Annotated in this window: 16 protein-coding genes; 10 read left to right on the top strand and 6 right to left on the bottom strand. The window is 61.9% G+C overall.

All coding sequences use genetic code 11. The annotated features are described in order from the left end of the window. Nucleotides 1-25: 25 nt before the first annotated feature. Nucleotides 26-1,957, bottom strand: a complete 1,932-nt coding sequence (locus M0639_RS33110) for a bifunctional copper resistance protein CopD/cytochrome c oxidase assembly protein (protein ID WP_047270589.1) — start codon at nucleotides 1,955-1,957, stop codon at nucleotides 26-28. A 179-nt stretch (nucleotides 1,958-2,136) separates the two neighbouring features. Here M0639_RS33110 and M0639_RS33105 point away from each other — a divergent pair, with 179 nt between their 5' ends. From M0639_RS33105 to M0639_RS33080, 6 genes are all read left to right on the top strand, one after another. Next, on the top strand, nucleotides 2,137-3,057 hold the full coding sequence (locus M0639_RS33105; protein WP_003944635.1) for a cation diffusion facilitator family transporter: 921 nt from the start codon (nucleotides 2,137-2,139) through the stop codon (nucleotides 3,055-3,057). Then, nucleotides 3,054-3,581 carry a signal peptidase II gene (gene lspA / locus M0639_RS33100; protein ID WP_047270588.1) on the top strand — a complete coding sequence of 176 codons (528 nt, stop codon included), beginning with the start codon at nucleotides 3,054-3,056 and terminating at the stop codon, nucleotides 3,579-3,581. The genes M0639_RS33105 and lspA overlap by 4 nt, the downstream gene beginning before the upstream one ends. Nucleotides 3,582-3,827: 246 nt before the next feature. Then, nucleotides 3,828-4,889, top strand: a complete 1,062-nt coding sequence (locus M0639_RS33095) for a multicopper oxidase domain-containing protein (protein ID WP_064074599.1) — start codon at nucleotides 3,828-3,830, stop codon at nucleotides 4,887-4,889. Further along, complete coding sequence (locus M0639_RS33090) at nucleotides 4,886-6,148, top strand: ZIP family metal transporter (protein WP_011331646.1); 1,263 nt, start codon at nucleotides 4,886-4,888, stop codon at nucleotides 6,146-6,148. Before M0639_RS33095 ends, M0639_RS33090 begins: the two co-directional genes overlap by 4 nt. Then, nucleotides 6,145-6,564, top strand: coding sequence for a QcrA and Rieske domain-containing protein (locus M0639_RS33085; protein ID WP_011331647.1), 420 nt, complete (start codon nucleotides 6,145-6,147; stop codon nucleotides 6,562-6,564). The genes M0639_RS33090 and M0639_RS33085 overlap by 4 nt, the downstream gene beginning before the upstream one ends. A gap of 89 nt (nucleotides 6,565-6,653) precedes the next feature. After that, entirely contained in the window at nucleotides 6,654-7,370 is a 717-nt protein-coding gene (locus M0639_RS33080) for a YwaF family protein (protein ID WP_003944610.1), read from the top strand. Nucleotides 7,371-7,813: 443 nt separating this feature from the next. On the opposite strand, the gene M0639_RS33075 is transcribed toward M0639_RS33080, so the two are convergent. Continuing rightward, a complete protein-coding gene (locus tag M0639_RS33075; RefSeq protein ID WP_037131630.1) occupies nucleotides 7,814-8,695 on the bottom strand; it encodes a helix-turn-helix domain-containing GNAT family N-acetyltransferase in 882 nt (293 codons plus the stop codon). Nucleotides 8,696-8,794: 99 nt separating this feature from the next. Here M0639_RS33075 and M0639_RS33070 point away from each other — a divergent pair, with 99 nt between their 5' ends. From M0639_RS33070 to M0639_RS33060, 3 genes are read left to right on the top strand one after another with little or no spacing between them, the layout of a single operon-like run. After that, on the top strand, nucleotides 8,795-10,147 hold the full coding sequence (locus tag M0639_RS33070; protein ID WP_003944612.1) for an NAD(P)-binding domain-containing protein: 1,353 nt from the start codon (nucleotides 8,795-8,797) through the stop codon (nucleotides 10,145-10,147). 10 nt (nucleotides 10,148-10,157) lie between these two features. After that, nucleotides 10,158-11,393: an MFS transporter gene (locus M0639_RS33065; protein WP_011331649.1), complete on the top strand. Its 1,236-nt coding sequence runs from the start codon at nucleotides 10,158-10,160 to the stop codon at nucleotides 11,391-11,393. 16 nt (nucleotides 11,394-11,409) lie between these two features. Beyond that, the gene (locus M0639_RS33060) at nucleotides 11,410-12,450 is read left to right on the top strand and encodes a flavin-containing monooxygenase (RefSeq protein WP_003944645.1); all 1,041 of its coding nucleotides are present in this window, start codon (nucleotides 11,410-11,412) and stop codon (nucleotides 12,448-12,450) included. Between the two features lie 81 nt (nucleotides 12,451-12,531). Here the strand turns inward: M0639_RS33060 and M0639_RS33055 are convergent, their stop codons facing one another. The 3 genes from M0639_RS33055 to M0639_RS33045 form a co-directional block, all read right to left on the bottom strand. Then, nucleotides 12,532-12,792: a hypothetical protein gene (locus M0639_RS33055; RefSeq protein WP_003944643.1), complete on the bottom strand. Its 261-nt coding sequence runs from the start codon at nucleotides 12,790-12,792 to the stop codon at nucleotides 12,532-12,534. Then, nucleotides 12,789-13,592, bottom strand: a complete 804-nt coding sequence (locus M0639_RS33050; RefSeq protein ID WP_003944658.1) for a hypothetical protein — start codon at nucleotides 13,590-13,592, stop codon at nucleotides 12,789-12,791. Before M0639_RS33050 ends, M0639_RS33055 begins: the two co-directional genes overlap by 4 nt. 94 nt (nucleotides 13,593-13,686) lie before the next feature. Next, nucleotides 13,687-14,409: an SOS response-associated peptidase gene (locus M0639_RS33045; RefSeq protein ID WP_003944653.1), complete on the bottom strand. Its 723-nt coding sequence runs from the start codon at nucleotides 14,407-14,409 to the stop codon at nucleotides 13,687-13,689. Nucleotides 14,410-14,564: 155 nt separating this feature from the next. On the opposite strand from M0639_RS33045, the gene M0639_RS33040 reads away from it, so the two are divergent. Next, nucleotides 14,565-14,702, top strand: coding sequence for a hypothetical protein (locus M0639_RS33040; RefSeq protein WP_003944609.1), 138 nt, complete (start codon nucleotides 14,565-14,567; stop codon nucleotides 14,700-14,702). A 645-nt stretch (nucleotides 14,703-15,347) separates the two neighbouring features. Here the strand turns inward: M0639_RS33040 and M0639_RS33035 are convergent. Beyond that, nucleotides 15,348-16,187, bottom strand: a complete 840-nt coding sequence (locus tag M0639_RS33035; protein ID WP_011331652.1) for an ATP-dependent DNA ligase — start codon at nucleotides 16,185-16,187, stop codon at nucleotides 15,348-15,350. Nucleotides 16,188-16,356 lie beyond the last annotated feature (169 nt).

Raw genomic sequence — 16,356 nt, 5'->3', positions numbered from 1 at the left:
CGCCCCGCTGCAAATGCACCTTCTCCTACTCATCTGCCGCGCGATGACATCTCGGCGAGCAGCACGCGTTGAGGAGAAGCCCTGTCGCGATTGCCAGGGGTATTGCTCCGATCGCGAGTATCAGTCCGGCACCGAACCGTTGATCTCGTGCGAGGTCGTCGAGCCAGCCGCGCTGCAACGATGTGAAGTACTGATCGGCAATCACCGCGTCAGTGGTGATCAGTGCTGCTGCGAGGCCCCCGTAGGCCAAGAACGCCGCAAGGAGCAGGGCCGTCCTGATCGCGGCGCTCGCTCGTCTCGGCAAGGGATCGACGCCGACCATGACCCAGAAGAACATGAAACCGCAGATCAGCAGGATTCCGTTGATCACCAGGTGGGGGACGTGCGAGCCGGCGACAGCGCTGTACATCCCTCCCAGGTAAAGGAGAGGCAGGGCTCCGGCGAAAATCACAGCAATCACATAGGGCTGGGACATGAATCGGAACCAGGAGCCTCTGTACACGCTTTGCGCCCATTCCCTCAGCCCCGGCGCATCTCCGGACGATCGCCGAACGGAGAGCCTGAACAGCGTGAACGGGGCGCCCAGGACCAGACAGAGTGGAGCAAGGACCGCCACGGCGGACGTTGCCGCCATATGCATACTCATCACTGCAGGTGCATACCTACCCACTCCCGATGATGTTGCGACAAGCAACACCAGGCACCCCAGAGCCCAGCTGACCGATCGGAACGTCGACCACTGCACGCCCTGCTGTCGGAGGCGAAAAACGCCGACGACGTAGCACGCAGCCAACACCACGGCGAGAGTTCCGAAAATGAGATCGAATCGCCAGTCGACGAGCAAGCGGCCCGCAGTCGGTACGCCATCGAGCGCATACCCGAGCACCTCCTCGACTCTGCTCGGATCCTGTCGCTCCGTGGGCGCCGGGGGCGGCGTGCGGCCCAGGGCGACGGCGATACCGACGGTTACTGCGAGAACCACCGACTCCACCACTGCCAGACGAATGAAGGTGCGACCGTCGCTAGGATCCTTCGTCAGTTCGGCGATCGCGATTTTCCGTTGGCGCCAACCTGCCAGTCCGGTGAGGACCAAGGCGGCGACTTTGGCAAGAATCAAGACACCGTAGGTGCTACTCCACACCGCGGTGAGCGGCACCCGCACGGCAGCGTTGACCACACCGCTGATCGCTATGACGACGAACGCCATGAGTGCCACGGCCGAGAAGCGGCGCGCGGCGAAGTCGAGATAGCTCCCCTTTCTGCGGGCATGCAACACGAGAGCCGCTATTCCTCCCATCCAAATCGACGCCGCGAGGATATGCAGAACCAAACTGTTCGTGGCGATGTCGTGGGATCCACCCGAAGAGGAGTGACCCGACAATGCCCTGGGGAGCAGGCTGAACAAAGCGAATGCGAGAAGTAACGGTGTCCACGAATATCGCAGGGTCAGACGACACGCAATCGCGAGCACGAGTGCGAGCCCTGCGGTCCATGCCCATGCAGTTGTGACATCGATGTCCGAAATCGCGCGAGCGAACAGCCCTGGATCGGCGAACACGACGGAGAGAGGTTGGCCTGAACTGTCCGAGAGGGTGAGTGGAACGAGCAGCGCCGCGCATACCGCCCAGATAGCGGCGGCGACGCTTGCGGTTCGTAGCGCCAGATATCCGTCGACATCGAGTACACCTGAGGCTTGAGGCGGAACGAGAACGGCAGCCAAAAGTAGACTGCCTACGGTCATCACGGCGGCAACCTCGCCGAACGCCATCACCGCCGGGAGTCCGTAAATCGTCAAGGGCCCCGGATCTGGAAGTCCGAGCAATCGCAGCGCCTCGGAAGTTGATGCGCGCGCCAATGCCGCCGCAGTGATTGCAGCTATGACACCCCATCCCAATACTTTCCGTATGGGTCGTCCGACGACGAGGGTATCGGCGCCGGACGGTTCGGTTTCGATCATTTGCGGGTGGACCTCTCAGCATTGTGGATCTCGCCCGCGCGATCGGCGCTCCGGACCAAAATACTATGACGGATAGTTGCATGGGTGCTTCAGCCAGGGTTTACTGAAACTCTCTCGTTGGCAAATATGCGCATATGAGAATACGACGCTCCAGTCATAGGCGAGAAGGGCATATCGAGATGGGTCACGGCCATGGGCACGGCGTTGCGGAACAAGCTGCGAGTGCATCGGGTAAACATGTCCGCAAATTATGGATAGCCGTCGGGCTCGGTCTGGTCACGTTCGTCACGCAAGTCATCGTGGGGTTGTCCACGTCATCGCTCGCCCTGCTCTCCGACTCCGCACACGTCTTCACCGATGTGTTCGGCATCCTCATGGCATTGACCGCTATCTTGCTTGCGCAAAGAGCGCGATCGCGCCCGGATCGCACGTTCGGTATGTACCGGGCGGAGGTGTTCGCTGCCTTGTTCAATGCCCTACTCCTGTTCGGTGTCGCCGGATGGGTTCTCTACGAAGCTCTCGGTCGACTTTCCGATCCGCCTGAGGTCCCTGGACTCCCGGTGAGCATTGTCGCTGTCGTCGGCCTCGTGATGAACATCGCGGCATTCTTGCTCCTTCGCAGCGGGGCGAAGGAAAGCATCAACGTCCGGGGCGCCTATCTCGAGGTCATGGCTGACATGCTCGGGTCCGTTGGAGTCCTGATCAGCGGATTGGTCACACTGATCTTCGGATGGCGGTACGCGGATCCGGTGATCGGTGTTGCGATCGGCTTGTTCGTCCTACCGCGTGCCTACAATCTCGGCCGCCATGCCCTGCGGATCCTGCTCCAGCACGCCCCCGCCGGCGTGAGCATCACCGAGGTGACGCAAGCCTTGCAGGGGATCCCCGGGGTCAAGGACGCCCACGACCTTCACATCTGGACGCTCACATCGGGCATGGAAGTTGCGTCGGCGCATCTGACGATCGACGAGGAGTCCGATCCGACCAAGGTTCTCGCTGCTGCCCAGGATCTGTTGGCCACCCAGTTCAATCTCGTTCACGCGACCCTGCAGGTAGAACCCGCCGCGGGTGACGGGCGTTGCCAGGAGCTTCCGTGGTGAGTACCAACGAGGTGACCACGAACGACAAATCCGCCCATCACAAGAGACGAATTCTCTTCGCTACGACGGCGCTGATTTCGGTCGTCGTCGCCCTGACGATTGAGCCCGTTGCGCGGAAGCACCTGTCCGGGGTCAACGAGATGGATCTGGGCGTCGTCAGTTTGAGGCTGGCATACAACAGTGGTGTCGCCTTCAGTCTGGGTAATCAGCTGCCGAGTGCCGTCATCATCGCCTTTACCGCTCTCGCCACCATGGGAATCGCCGTATACGCCTGGCGGAGTGTCCCGCAAAGTCGTGGGGTGGCTGTGATCGGTTTCGCTCTGATTGTCGCCGGAGCTGCCTCCAACGTGGTCGACCGAGCCCTCGACGGGAAGGTCACCGACTACTTCCACACCGGCTGGTGGCCCACCTTCAATCTTGCCGATACCTACCTCACCTGTGGATTCATCCTGGTCGTCGTGTCGCTGCTGGTCGAATCCTCGCGCGGGTCCGAACGTGAGATTCAGCGTCCGCAATCCGTGTGACCTGACTCGGAGCGAGGAGGGAGCCGGAGCGCTGTCAGCAGGGAAGCAGTCCATCTCTGCGAACTTCTGCGGTTCGAGGTGGCGAAACCACGACGCCCCCACTCGTCGAAAATTCGCGTGGTCCGCCTGTTTTCGGTCGAATGCGTTCGGATAGTTTGGGGGCTATGAAAATAAAGTTCGGCATGACAAACTTTGAGGTGTGACTCTCGTGACTGCCAGGAATGTCGATGCTTCGGTCGGGTGGCCATGAGCGCACCGTCGCGGCGACAATTGTTGATCGGTGGGGCGCTCGCCGGATCAGCCGGACTCATGATGAACGCAGGAAGAGTTGCGGGCGCATCGCCTACCGAGCATCCCGGAAACACCAACCCGAGTACCGCCGCACCTGACGGAGACGGCGGAGTCCGTCACGGCGGCACGAGCGGCGCGACCTTTCGGGCCGGTCAGCAGGTGAACCACACTGCCAACGGGTTTCATCCCACGGCAATGCTGCGTGACTTCGACTACGGGACGACCTCCGAATTGCCTGACGGTCGAACGCTACGCGAGTGGGAGATCTTCGCAGCCGACGAAGAGATCGAGGTAGCACCCGGAGTCTATTTTCCCGCGTGGACCTTCAACTCCCGCATTCCAGGTCCCGCCTTGAGATGCAGTGAGGGAGACCGGCTCCGAGTGAAGTTCGTCAACGGCTCCGCGCACCCACACACGATGCACTTTCACGGAATCCATCCCGCTGACATGGACGGAATTCCCGGGGTAGGTCGGGGCATCATCGAGCCGGGCGAATCATTCACTTACGAATTCGATGCAACCCCTTTCGGATTGCATCTCTATCACTGCCACGTCAATCCACTGGCAGAGCACATCGCCCGCGGCATGTACGGCACATTCATCGTCGATCCAGCTCAGGGGCGCCCGGCGGCTGACGAAATGGTGATGGTGATGCACGGCTACAACACCACATTCGACGGGCAAGGAAACCAGCTCTACGCGGTCAACGGCATCCCGTTCCATCACATGCACGAACCGGTACAGGTGAAACGAGGCGAGCTGGTTCGCATCTACCTGGTCAACGTCCTCGAATACGATCCGATCAACAGCTTCCACGTGCACGGGAACTTCTTCGACTACTACCCGACCGGGACTCGGCTCGAGTCCAGCGAATTCACGGACACGATCATCCAGGCCCAAGGTCAGCGCGGAATATGCGAACTGCGCTTTCCCTACCTGGGCAAGTACATGTTCCACGCCCACAAGACCGAATTCGCCGATCTGGGCTGGATGGGATTCTTCGAGGTGACCGAATGACCGGCACCCCAGATCCTCCCTCTCCTACGAGCACTCATGAGAATTCCTTTGACACTGCGGGTTCCGCGCATACAGAGTCCGATCAAACAGGCGCATCTCGCACCGGCCTTTGGCTCCGAGGCGCCGCAGTACTCGCGATCATCGTCATCGCCCTGACTGCGCTGGCAATGCTCGCCGGACAAAGCCTCCCCGAACGCACCGGCCCACCGATCGAGAACATCTCCGTCGAACGAACGGCCCTCGAACCAGGCCGAATCACGTTGACGCTACGCAACACCGGCCCCGACGCGGTGACCGTCGCGCAAGTTGCCGTGAACGACACATTCGTCGATTTGGTAGGCGCTGCAGATCCCATCGGCAGACTCGAGTCCCAGACGATCACCCTCGACTACCCGTGGATCACCGGACAGCCGTACCTCGTCTCGATGCTCACCTCCACAGGGTTGGTCATCGAACACGAAATTCCCGCTGCCGTAGCAACTCCCGTCCCGGGAGTGGCGTTCTTCGGCTTGATGGCTCTATTGGGCACATACGTCGGAGTCATCCCGGTCCTGCTCGGGATGCTCTTGCTACCTGTGATGCGGGGCGCCGGCGTCAGGGCAGTCAGATTCGTGCTGGCCGTCACGGTCGGTCTGCTCGCCTTTTTGATCTTCGACGGCACGAGCGAGGGGTTCAAGCTGGCAGCAGCCTCGAGCGGAGCCTTCGGCGGCGGCACTCTCGTCGTTCTCGGCGCGGCGATCGCCTTCCTGACGCTCACGTGCATCGACCGCTACCTACGCGGAAGACGCCCAGCCGGTACGACAGGTGCATCCGAACTCAGACTGGCACTGATGATTTCCATCGGCATCGGATTGCACAATCTCGGAGAAGGCCTCGCGATCGGATCCGCGTATGCGGTAGGTGAGCTTGCGCTCGGCGCGTTCCTCGTTATCGGATTCACCCTGCACAACACAACAGAGGGACTCGCGATCATCGCACCGTTGGCTCGGCGACGTACCCCCCTGTTGACCTTGTTGGGGTTGGGATTGATCGCGGGTGCGCCGGCAATTCTCGGTGCTGTTATCGGGGCGGGCGTCGACAACCGTGAAGTATCTGCGTTGCTGCTCGGAGTCGGGGTCGGCGCAATCATCCAGGTCGTCATCCAAATTGCACCGTCCTTGCGCACACAAGGCCGCTCGGATCTGGATCCGATGGTTCTCGTCGGCGTCGGTGTCGGAATACTCCTGATGTTTCTCACTGGTTTGGTGGTCCCCGCATGAGCACGATCGATCCATCCGACATCAAGGTCGGGCGCAGAACGGTCCTCCTCACAGCCTGCGCGACAACTTGTCTCGCCGTTGCCGGATGTAGCACCCAGAACAACAGCAATGCACCCGGCGTAACCCTGGGCAGTGCCGAGGTTCCGATATCAGCGGTTCCTGTCGGCGGCGGAGTCATTCTGGCGGACGAGCAAGTCGTGATCACCCAGCCGCAGGAAGGCGTGTTCCAAGCCTTCTCTGCGGTATGTACCCACCAGGGATGCGTAGTCTCCGAGGTCAGCGATGGAACGATCAACTGCCCATGTCATGGCAGCCGATACTCCATCGTCGATGGCTCGGTCGTGCAACGACCTGCTCAGAAGCCACTGCACAGCTACGCCCTTTCTCGCACCGCGGACACGATCATCGTCAACTAAGCCGGAGAACGGCACTTCCGAACTGGGACAGCTATCTGCGAAGGTTGTTATGGAACAGTGCGTTCGGCGGCGCTGAGGAAGTGAGAGATGTGTATTCTGCACAACCCGAGTTCTCGGCGTACGGCCCATCGCATTGGGCAGCCATCGCTCTGTTTGTCGCGGGTTCGGTGTTTCTGATCTGGGCGGGACGTAGACAGACCGAAGCGCAAGCTCGCCACCTCAGCCGCGCCCTCGGCGGAATACTGGCGGTGATATACGGCTCGGCGGTGCTCTACTCGCTGTCCTCACCCACGCTAGGAGGATCCGTACCCTTACAACTCACCGATCTCGCGACAGTGTCCGCGATCTACGCATTGTGGTCGCACCGACATTGGCCGTTCGCCCTCACCTACTACTGGGGGCTTGTATTGAGTACGCAGGCGTTGATTTCACCGGCTCTGGCCGGGCCCGACTTCCCCGGTTACGAGTTTCTTGCCTTCTGGGCGATTCACCTGTTTGTCGTCTGGGCCGCGATCTATCTCACGTGGGGCCGGAGAATGCGACCTACATGGCGCAGCTACCGCTTCGCGGTACTGGTCACGCTGACATGGGCGATAGTCACTTTCATCTTCAATCGCATCGCCGATACCAATTACGGCTTTCTCAACGCCAAACCTTCCACCGCATCGCTGCTGGACCTGATGGGTCCGTGGCCGGTGTATCTGTTTTCTGGGATGACAATCGTATTCATCATCTGGGCTCTGATGACGTGGCCGTGGGAGAGAGACGGAATTCTCGACAAGGACGCCGCGCAACCCGTGGTCTAGCCGTCCTCGCTCGACCTCCGCACCCCTGGCATGGACCGACCGCTTTTCAGCAACAATCTGCACAGTCCTGCCCAATCGAGCTACCGGGCAGCCGAGTGACAGGCAAGCGAGAGCAGCAGATGTGATACTCAACCGGCATGTAGATGCAGGCGGCGTTGCACACTCCGATCGGCGACTCGCGAAGACTTTCAGTTTCACCCGCTCCAGTTCGTCTGCACGTACATCCCCGACGGTGACCGCTCTGCTGTGAAGCCGCTGATCCCGAGCCCTCAAGAACTCACTGCAGGAGGACGTGACACCAGCCCACGAATAATTTGCCAGTTACAGCGGGAATCACGTCTCAGCAGATTCACTCTGCACTCGAGCTAAGGGGTTGCTTCGAGTTGCTGATCACATATGGCGGATCGATTGCCGAAAAATGCTTCGATTGGCGGTTCAGAAAATCAGGAATCCGCTGCCGTTCGGCGTTCGAGCAGGACTGTGTCGCGCCAGATCCCGTCGAGTTGGGCGATCTTCTCGCGGATCCCGATGGTGCGGAACCCTGCCGAGTGATGCAGGGAGACGGAGGCGCGATTTTCAGGGAAGATCGACGTCTGCAGGGTCCAGAGCCCATCCGCGTCCGCTGCCATGACTTGCTTGCGTAGCAACGCTTTTCCGACACCTCGCCCGCGCATCCCGTCGGCGACATAGACGGAATTTTCGGCGACTCCGCGGTAGCAGTCCCGCCCGGAGGTCGAACTCAGGGCAGCCCAGCCGACGACGACATCGTCGATGGTGGCGACCCAGCGATGATTCGGCAGCCACTGCGCATCGAGATACTCCCGGCTGGGGACTTCGGTGGTGAAAGTGGCGTTGCGCGTGGCGATCCCTTCGCCGTAGATCCGCAGAACGGCGTCCCAGTCGTCATCGGACATGACCCGGACGGCGACATCGTCAGGAAGATCGCTCGGGCAGCACGGCCGCGGCGCGAGAACTCCCATCACGATGTCGGCGGCCTGCGGCAACGCGACGCAGCACGTCGGATTCATCGCGACAACGGTGCTGGTCCCCTCTTTGCGCAGGCTGACGAATCCCACATCGGCGAGCTTACGTACATGGTGGGAGACCGTGGGCTGCCCGATCCCCAACGCCTCGGCGAGAGCCCCGATCGTGATGCCGCCAGCAGCGCTCGCGACGCGGTGCAGCAGCCGCACCCGCATCGGTTCGGCCAGGCACGCGAACCACTGCGCGTAGGTGTCGGCGTCAGCTTGCTCGAGCACATTCGAGTCGACCGCACCTGGGTCCGAATCGCCGACGCGCACCGTCGGGGTCTGCAGCGATGTCATGCACACACTATATCGACCTTCGTCGATGGTTGCATTCATCGACTGATATCGATACAGTTCGAATTAAAGATCGATCATTGTCGATGAAAGGAATTTGTGATGACCGAACTACCCGTTGTCGTGATCGGAGCTGGACCGATCGGCCTCGCCGCCGCCGCGCAACTGCGCGAACGAGGACTCACGCCGCTGGTGCTTGAGCGAGGCGCCGTCGCCGGTACGGCGATCGCCGAATGGAATCACGTCCGGCTCTTCTCCCGCTGGTCCGAACTCGTCGATCCCGCCGCGCAGTGTCTGCTCGAGCAGAACGGGTGGAGCGCTCCCGACGTAGATGCGTACCCGACCGGACAGCAGTGGCGTCAGCTCTACCTCGAACCCCTCGCCGCCGCCCTCGGTGATGCGGTGCAGTTCGACACCGAGGTGATCGGCGTCGCCCGACGTGGCCGCGACCTGGTCGTCGACGCCGGCCGCGATACCGAACCTCTCTCCATCCACCTGCGCCGCGCCGACGGCAGCGAGGACCGCGTCTTCGCCCAGGCCGTCGTCGATGCTTCCGGCACCTGGGGCACCCCGAACCCGCTCGGCGGGGAAGGACTGCCCGCCCTCGGCGAGAGGGCTGCCGCTGCCGCGATCACCTACCGTGTGCCCGACCTCGACGACGAGGCGATCCGTGCCCAGTTCGCCGGGAAACACACCGTCATCGCAGGCAGCGGCCATTCCGCACTGACTGCCATCGTCGCGCTAGCCGGACTCGAAAAGCAAGCCCCCGGTACGCGCATCACGTGGGCTGTTCGCCGCGGGGCTATCGGTTCCGCGTTCGGCGGCGGTGAGTCGGACGAGCTGCCCGCTCGCGGCGCACTCGGACTCCGCGCGAAGAAGGCTGTCGACGACGGACTTCTCACCGTGGTCACCGGTTTCCGCACCGCCGCCGTCGAATCCGCCGACAATGGTCAGCTCGCACTGGTCTCCGATGCCGGCACCCGGATCGAGAACGTCGACAACGTCGTCACCTTGACCGGATTCCGCCCCGACTTGTCGTGGCTGTCGGAAATCCGACTCGGCCTCGACCCCGTGCTGCAGGCCCCGACACAGTTGGCGCCTCTGATCGACCCGAACGTCCACTCCTGCGGCACGGTCTATCCGCACGGCGCGAAAGAACTTCGCCATCCCGAACCGGGTATGTACCTGGCGGGGATGAAGAGCTACGGCCGCGCGCCGACGTTCCTGGCGATGACCGGGTACGAGCAGGTACGCAGCATCGCCGCCGAACTCGCCGGCGATCACGAGGCCGCCGCCCGGGTGGAGTTGATCCTCCCGGAAACCGGAGTCTGCGGCGGCGCTGGTGTTTTCGACGAACCCGATACCGCGGAATCCGAGGGTGGCTGCTGCGCCGCACCTGCTCCGGAGCTGATCTCGCTGTCCAGTCCCTCCGGCAGTTCCAACTCCTGCGGATAGGGCACAGCCGATGACGACCATCGAAGATCCGCCTCGCCCCGTCAGCCTCGATCCGTCGGGGCTGCGGCGGGTCCTGGTGGCGCTGTGTCTGACCGAAATCACCAGCTGGGGGATTCTGTACTACGCGTTTCCCGTTCTGTCGGTAGCCATTTCCCGCGATACCGGATGGTCGAGCGCTGTGATCGTGGCGGCGTTCTCGGTCAGCCAACTCGCCGCCGCCGCCGTCGGCATACCGGTGGGACGGATCCTCGATCGCCACGGGCCCCGCTGGGTCATGACCACAGGATCTGTACTCGCTGTACCCGCACTGGTGGTCATCGCGACAGCTCACACCCTCCCACTGTTTTTCGCGGGTTGGGTGTTCGCCGGAATCGCGATGGGCGCGGTGCTGTATCCACCGGCATTCGCCGCACTGACTCGCTGGTACGGCGACAACTACGTCAAAGCACTGATGATTCTCACCCTCGCCGCGGGTCTGGCCAGTACCGTCTTCGCGCCGCTGTCTGTCGCTCTGGCCGATCGATTCGATTGGCGCACAACCTACCTGATCCTCGCGGTCATACTGGCTGTGATCACCATCCCCGGACATATCTGGGGTTTGCGTGGCGGATGGCCCAACCCCGACCGGCTACCCCATGCGCAGCCCGGCGACTATCACCGCACCTCCCGCAGCATCCCATTTCTTGCTCTGCTCGTCGCCCTCGCTGCAGCTGCCTTCGCCGCATCCGCCGGCGTCTTCAACCTCGTACCGCTGCTGATCGAACGCGGTTTCAGTCCCAGCCTCGCCGCACTCACTCTCGGATTGGGCGGCGCCGGTCAGGTCATCGGCCGCATCTTCTACCTACCGCTCGCAGCGAAAACCAGTGTCCGCGTACGCACGGTATCGGTCATCGTCGTTGCCGCCCTGAGCACCGCGTGGTTAGGTCTGGCGAGCTCGGCGGCGGCGTTGATCGGCATCGCCGTCGGCGCCGGACTGGTCCGCGGCATCTTCACGTTGATACAGGCCACCGCCATCACCGACCGCTGGGGCGGTGAACACTACGGGCGCCTCAACGGGCTGATGTCCGCGCCGATCGTCATCGTCATGGCCTTGGCGCCGTGGGCCGGCGCCGTGCTTTCCACCTGGACCGGTACTTACGCCCACGCCTACCTCGTCCTTGGAGCGATCGCCCTGGTCGGCGCGGTGATCAGCGCAGCAACCATCCCCGCCCTCCGCACCATCACAACGATTCCGATCACTTCCTGACCGAAAGAGAACTCTCATGACGCACTACGACGCGATCGTCGTCGGGGGCGGTCAGTCCGGCTTGGCCGCAGCGCATCATCTGCGCCGCCAGCGGCTCGACACCGCAATCGTCGAAGCTGGTAGCGAACCTGTCGGATCCTGGCCGCAGTACTACGACAGCCTCACTTTGTTTTCACCAGCAAAGTACAGCTCCCTCCCCGGTTTACCGTTCGGCGGCGACGGTGACCGCTATCCCGGCCGCGACGAAGTCGTCGACTATCTCCGGCGTTACGCGAAGACTCTCGATGTGGATTTCCACGTCAACGAGCGAGCCGACACGGTCACCACCAGCGAGGGCCAGTTCACCGTCCGGACCGACAGCGGATCCATCTTCACTGCCCCTCGAATCATTGCCGCCACAGGAGGATTCGGCACTCCCCACATTCCCGCACTGAAGGGGCTCGATGCCTTCACCGGGACTGTTGTGCACGCCGCCGACTACCGCGAACCCACCACCTACACGGGGCAGAACGTCATCGTCGTCGGAGCCGGGAACTCGGCAGTACAGATCGCTGCCGAGCTCGCCGAAACAGCCGATGTGATCCTGGCCAGCCGAAAACCCGTGACATTCGCGCCGCAACGCCCTCTACGTCGCGACATGCATTTCTGGTTCAAGTACACCGGAATCGACACCCTCCCGATCGGGCATCTCCTCTCGCGGCCACCGACGTCGCCGGTGTTCGACACCGGCCGCTACCGCGCCGCGCTCACCGCCGACGCACCGCAACGCCGCGCCATGTTCACCAAACTCGAAGGAAACCAAGCCTTCTGGCCCGGCGGCACCACAACAACCGTCGACGCGGTCATCCTCGCCACCGGATACACCCCCAACCTGGACTACCTCACAGAACTAGGGGCACTCACCGACACCGGCCGTCCCCGCCACAAGAAAGGTCTGTCCACCACCCACCCCGGGCTCGGGTACGTGGGACTGGAATGGCAACGAAGCCTCTCGTCCGCGTCCCTACGTGGGGTGGGCCGCGATGCACACCATGTCGTCCGGACTCTCGGAGTCTGAAACCGACGTGATGGCATCGTCTACCGAAAGTCTCGTCTCCTCAAAGCTTCACCCACCCACATTTGCAGATGTGGTCAATGGTCAACCGCAAAGTCTGTCTACAAGCCAACCATTGGCCATCGTGCATTTTCCCGCCCAGTACCTCAAAATTCCGTCCAGGTATCCGGACATGTACAGCGCGGACGTTTTCACCCGCATGCTCACGTGATCGGCGCGTGATGCTCCCCCACGCCCGAGCGGGAGCGCGCGGCCGATGTCGACTTTCACTGCCCTCGGCTCGTCGAATGTCCTGATCACGGGGTGATCGGGCCAGCGTTCGGTCCAGTGGTCAGTGTTGATCACTGTGCAGCCCTCAATGGCGGTGTCGATGCGAGGGCGGTGTCGTCGACGGTCGCCCAGCGGAGCTGTCCGCTCTCGTCCCGGATCTCCAGGCTGCCGGTGCGTTGTTGAAATCCTTTGCCGACGGCCGCGACGTCGAGCCGAACCCCTGTCACACGCCCTCTCCCCGCCGTGAGTCCTGTGTATCCGGCCACCCGCGACGAGATCCGCAGATCCGGACCGTCCCATTGCCCTTCAGTGACAATCAACAGCGATCCCTTACTCCTCGCACGCGCGGCCACAGCCCTTCCGCGAGAGGGCGTTACAGCGCCACCAGAGAGGCCCAGGACAACCACGTCGAAACCCTCCAACAGAATTGCGGCGCAGTCGATTCCAGCATCCTTGGGCTGCGGCACGAGCGCGACCTTCGCCAAGTCGCCCCCTTGCTCGTGGAAGGCGAGAAGTCCGAGACCGGGCATTCCGATCACCGCCACGTGCCCACCGGCAGCGGTGACGGTGGCGAGTAGGCCGATCAGGACCGAGGCTGCGCCGTCGACACTGACGACGGTCCCTCGTGCCAACCCCCCGCGTGGGAGCAGATCACCGATCGGCTCCGGAACGGGAAGCATCCGGAGAGTCGATTGCGCGGTGGCCACGATCGGAGTTGGCTCACGCTCGCCTACGGGTTTGAGCATCACCGACGGAGTAGCTGGTTCGGTGCCGTCCGCGCGGGCAGGGATCGAGGCCATCTTGCGGCGTAGCTGTTCGAGCTTTTCCGCCTTGGTCAGCACTGTTGTTGCTGACGAGTGGGGCTTTTGGTTCATCGTCGCCCCGCTTTCCTGGATCCGCACGCACTTCCCGCCCACCAGGATACTCGAACACAGGTTCGATAAAAACAGAGTCGGGAGCGGTTGGGTTTTACGCCGGTCCAGCGATCGGCTCCAGCAAACTCGGATCGTTATTCCTCGGAGAGTTCACCGCGGTCGAGACTTCGTACGGTTCGAGGTGCGACTCCGGAACGGAGTTGATCATGGCCTGGACTTCACCTTTGTCGGTGAGATTCGGATCGAGCCAGTGTTCCCAGAACGATTCAGGCAGAATCAGCGGGGACCTGTCGTGTATGTGTCCCAAGGAATCTGAGGCTGGCCGAGTCAAGACTGTGCAGGTCCATACCCACTTGTTCGGATCATCTTCGGGCAGTTCAGGATCGGGCCACAACTCGTAGAGCCCGGCCATCGCGAGAATGTCGTCCTCGCCGTGAAGAAAATAGGGAACCTTCGACCCTGCTTCACTTTTCATCCACTCGTAGTATCCCGTGGCCGGGATGATGGCACGCCTTTTGGAAGCACTACTTCTGAATGAGGGCTTCTCCGTGACGCTTTCACTGCGGGCGTTGATCAGCTTGGACGCCATCTTCCGGTCTTTTGACCAAGCAGGGAGCAAGCCCCATTTGACCGTCCTGAGCTGGCGCTGGGGCTCGGCGCCGGGTTCCTCGCGTGGGGTTCGTTCGAGGATCACGCGGACGGGCTGAGTGGGTGCGACGTTGTACGACGGGGGCAGTTCGTCGCCGACAGTCTGCATCGTGTCGAAAAACGACTGCAATTCCTTACCTGAGCTTCGGTTGGCGTAGCGCCCGCACATGGCCTGACCTCCTCGTAGTCGGTTCCTATCCCATTGAACAGCGTGGGTCCTACTTCCACGCTCGCATGGCGTGTGATGATCTCAGCAAATACATCACAAGCAGGGAAAGGGGTTGTGCGATCAACGGTCCCCGGCCGGCACCTGCCGATGTCGCGTTGGCGGTCGCGTCCGCCACAGTCCTCGGTGTCACGGTCGGGGTTCTCCTTGCCGAAGTGGTGGCCGGCGTTGTGGTCGGAGCCGGCACCGCGGTTGTCTTCCGTTTCGTACTGCGCTCGATCATCACCCGAAAATGACCTTCTTTGCTGGTCAGCAGCGCGGAATAAGTTCGCGCATCGTCTCGTTGTAGAGGCTGTCGGTGTTCGGTTCTTTGCCCCGGGTACCACCCCAGAAATGCCGCTTCGAGCGGCCACTTGCCGAGAGGCGCAAGACGGGCACCGACCCTGTGAAGCCGCTGGACACCCTTTTCGGGGCCGGCGGCTTCGTCATATCCGGTGGCGATCAGTGGCGGCCGGGGAGGTCGACTGGCGGATGTGCAGTATTCGAAAGGTGCTGTATTCCGGCCGACGATGGAGACTAAATCATGCGCCAACGCAGTGAGGACCGAACTTCAGTCGACAAAGCCAACAGGGCGCTTCGGTGGCTACTGCTGGGATGGAGCGTGGGCAATGTTGCTGTGTGGTGGATCCACCTCGCCCGACGCAGCAGTCGTGAAGTCCAGGTTTCGCTGATAAAGCCCAGGACCCTTCGGTGAACGCACCTGGATTGATATGGGAGGCTTCCTCGCGTATTGCTCGCTGGCATCCCTCCTGGCCATTCTGGTTTGGTACATCCTGGCTCGTAGATGATCCCGTCGTTTACTTAGGCTGCGGAAACGGGCTCCAATACAACCACCAAATTGTCCATCAGCGAATCTTTCTGATTTGCACTGTTGCAGTGACTCAGTGACGACCCGGTACGTTGACCTCATCGGCGGTCTTGTCGTTGCGCAGCCCTCGAAAGGATGGGTGCCGAAGGCTGCCACCGGTGTACTCGCGGTATTCCACGTCGCAGACAAGGATCGGCCTCGACCAGGATGCATTGCGGGTGACCGCTCGCGGCGGCTCGATAGTGAACGGGCTGATCGGCTGATGGAGTTCGACGAGCTTGTCTCGTAGTTCGCGCCGCTGTCGATCGGTCAGACCCGTACCAACGTTTCCGATATATCTGAGGACCCTTGAATCGTCGTGAGCGCCGAGGATCAACGATCCGACTCCTCCTGCCGCACCTCCCGAGCCGGGGAGGAAGCCGCACACTACGGCCTCACAATTAGCTCTCAGAGGCGTTTTGATCCAGTCGCGAGATCGCTTGCCGGACTGATAGATCGAGGAGATGTTCTTGGCCACGATACCTTCCAGATGGTGTTTGCGCGCCACCTCGAGCATGGTCGGTCCGTCGACGTTGAGCCAGTGCGGTGGGACTTTGATGCGCGGGTGTTCGAGACTGAGATTGGCGAGCGCCTCGCGGCGCTCGAGATAGGGCAGATCGCTGGTTGATGTGCCGTCGATGTCGAGGACGTCGAACACGTAATACGAGGTCACGGCCTCGTTGCGGAGCTGTGCGGTGGGTCTGAGCACGTGCATCCGGCGTTGCAACAGGGAGAAGGACGGCACACCGTCCGGTCCGAGGGCGACGATTTCCCCGTCGAGGACGGTTTCTCGGTGTTCGAGCACCGAGCGGAGTGCATCGACGATCTCGGGGAATGATGCGCTGATGTTGTTACCGTTGCGCGACCAGAGCATCGGATGCACGGAACCTGTTGTTGCTATTGCTCTTTGGCCATCCCATTTCGATTCGAAGGCCCTTATCTGAACTAGTGCGTAGCGACGCCTGGTCGAACTGGGGAATTTTTTCTATATCTGCTCGGCTCATCTGTCGAGGGCGCCCAATGGGCGGAGTTTTCGCGGGGTT

It is taken from the genome of Rhodococcus qingshengii JCM 15477, assembly GCF_023221595.1.
Taxonomy (GTDB): domain Bacteria; phylum Actinomycetota; class Actinomycetes; order Mycobacteriales; family Mycobacteriaceae; genus Rhodococcus_F; species Rhodococcus_F qingshengii.
Note: the sequence above shows the minus strand (reverse complement) of the source record. Positions and strands in the feature narration are given on the sequence as shown.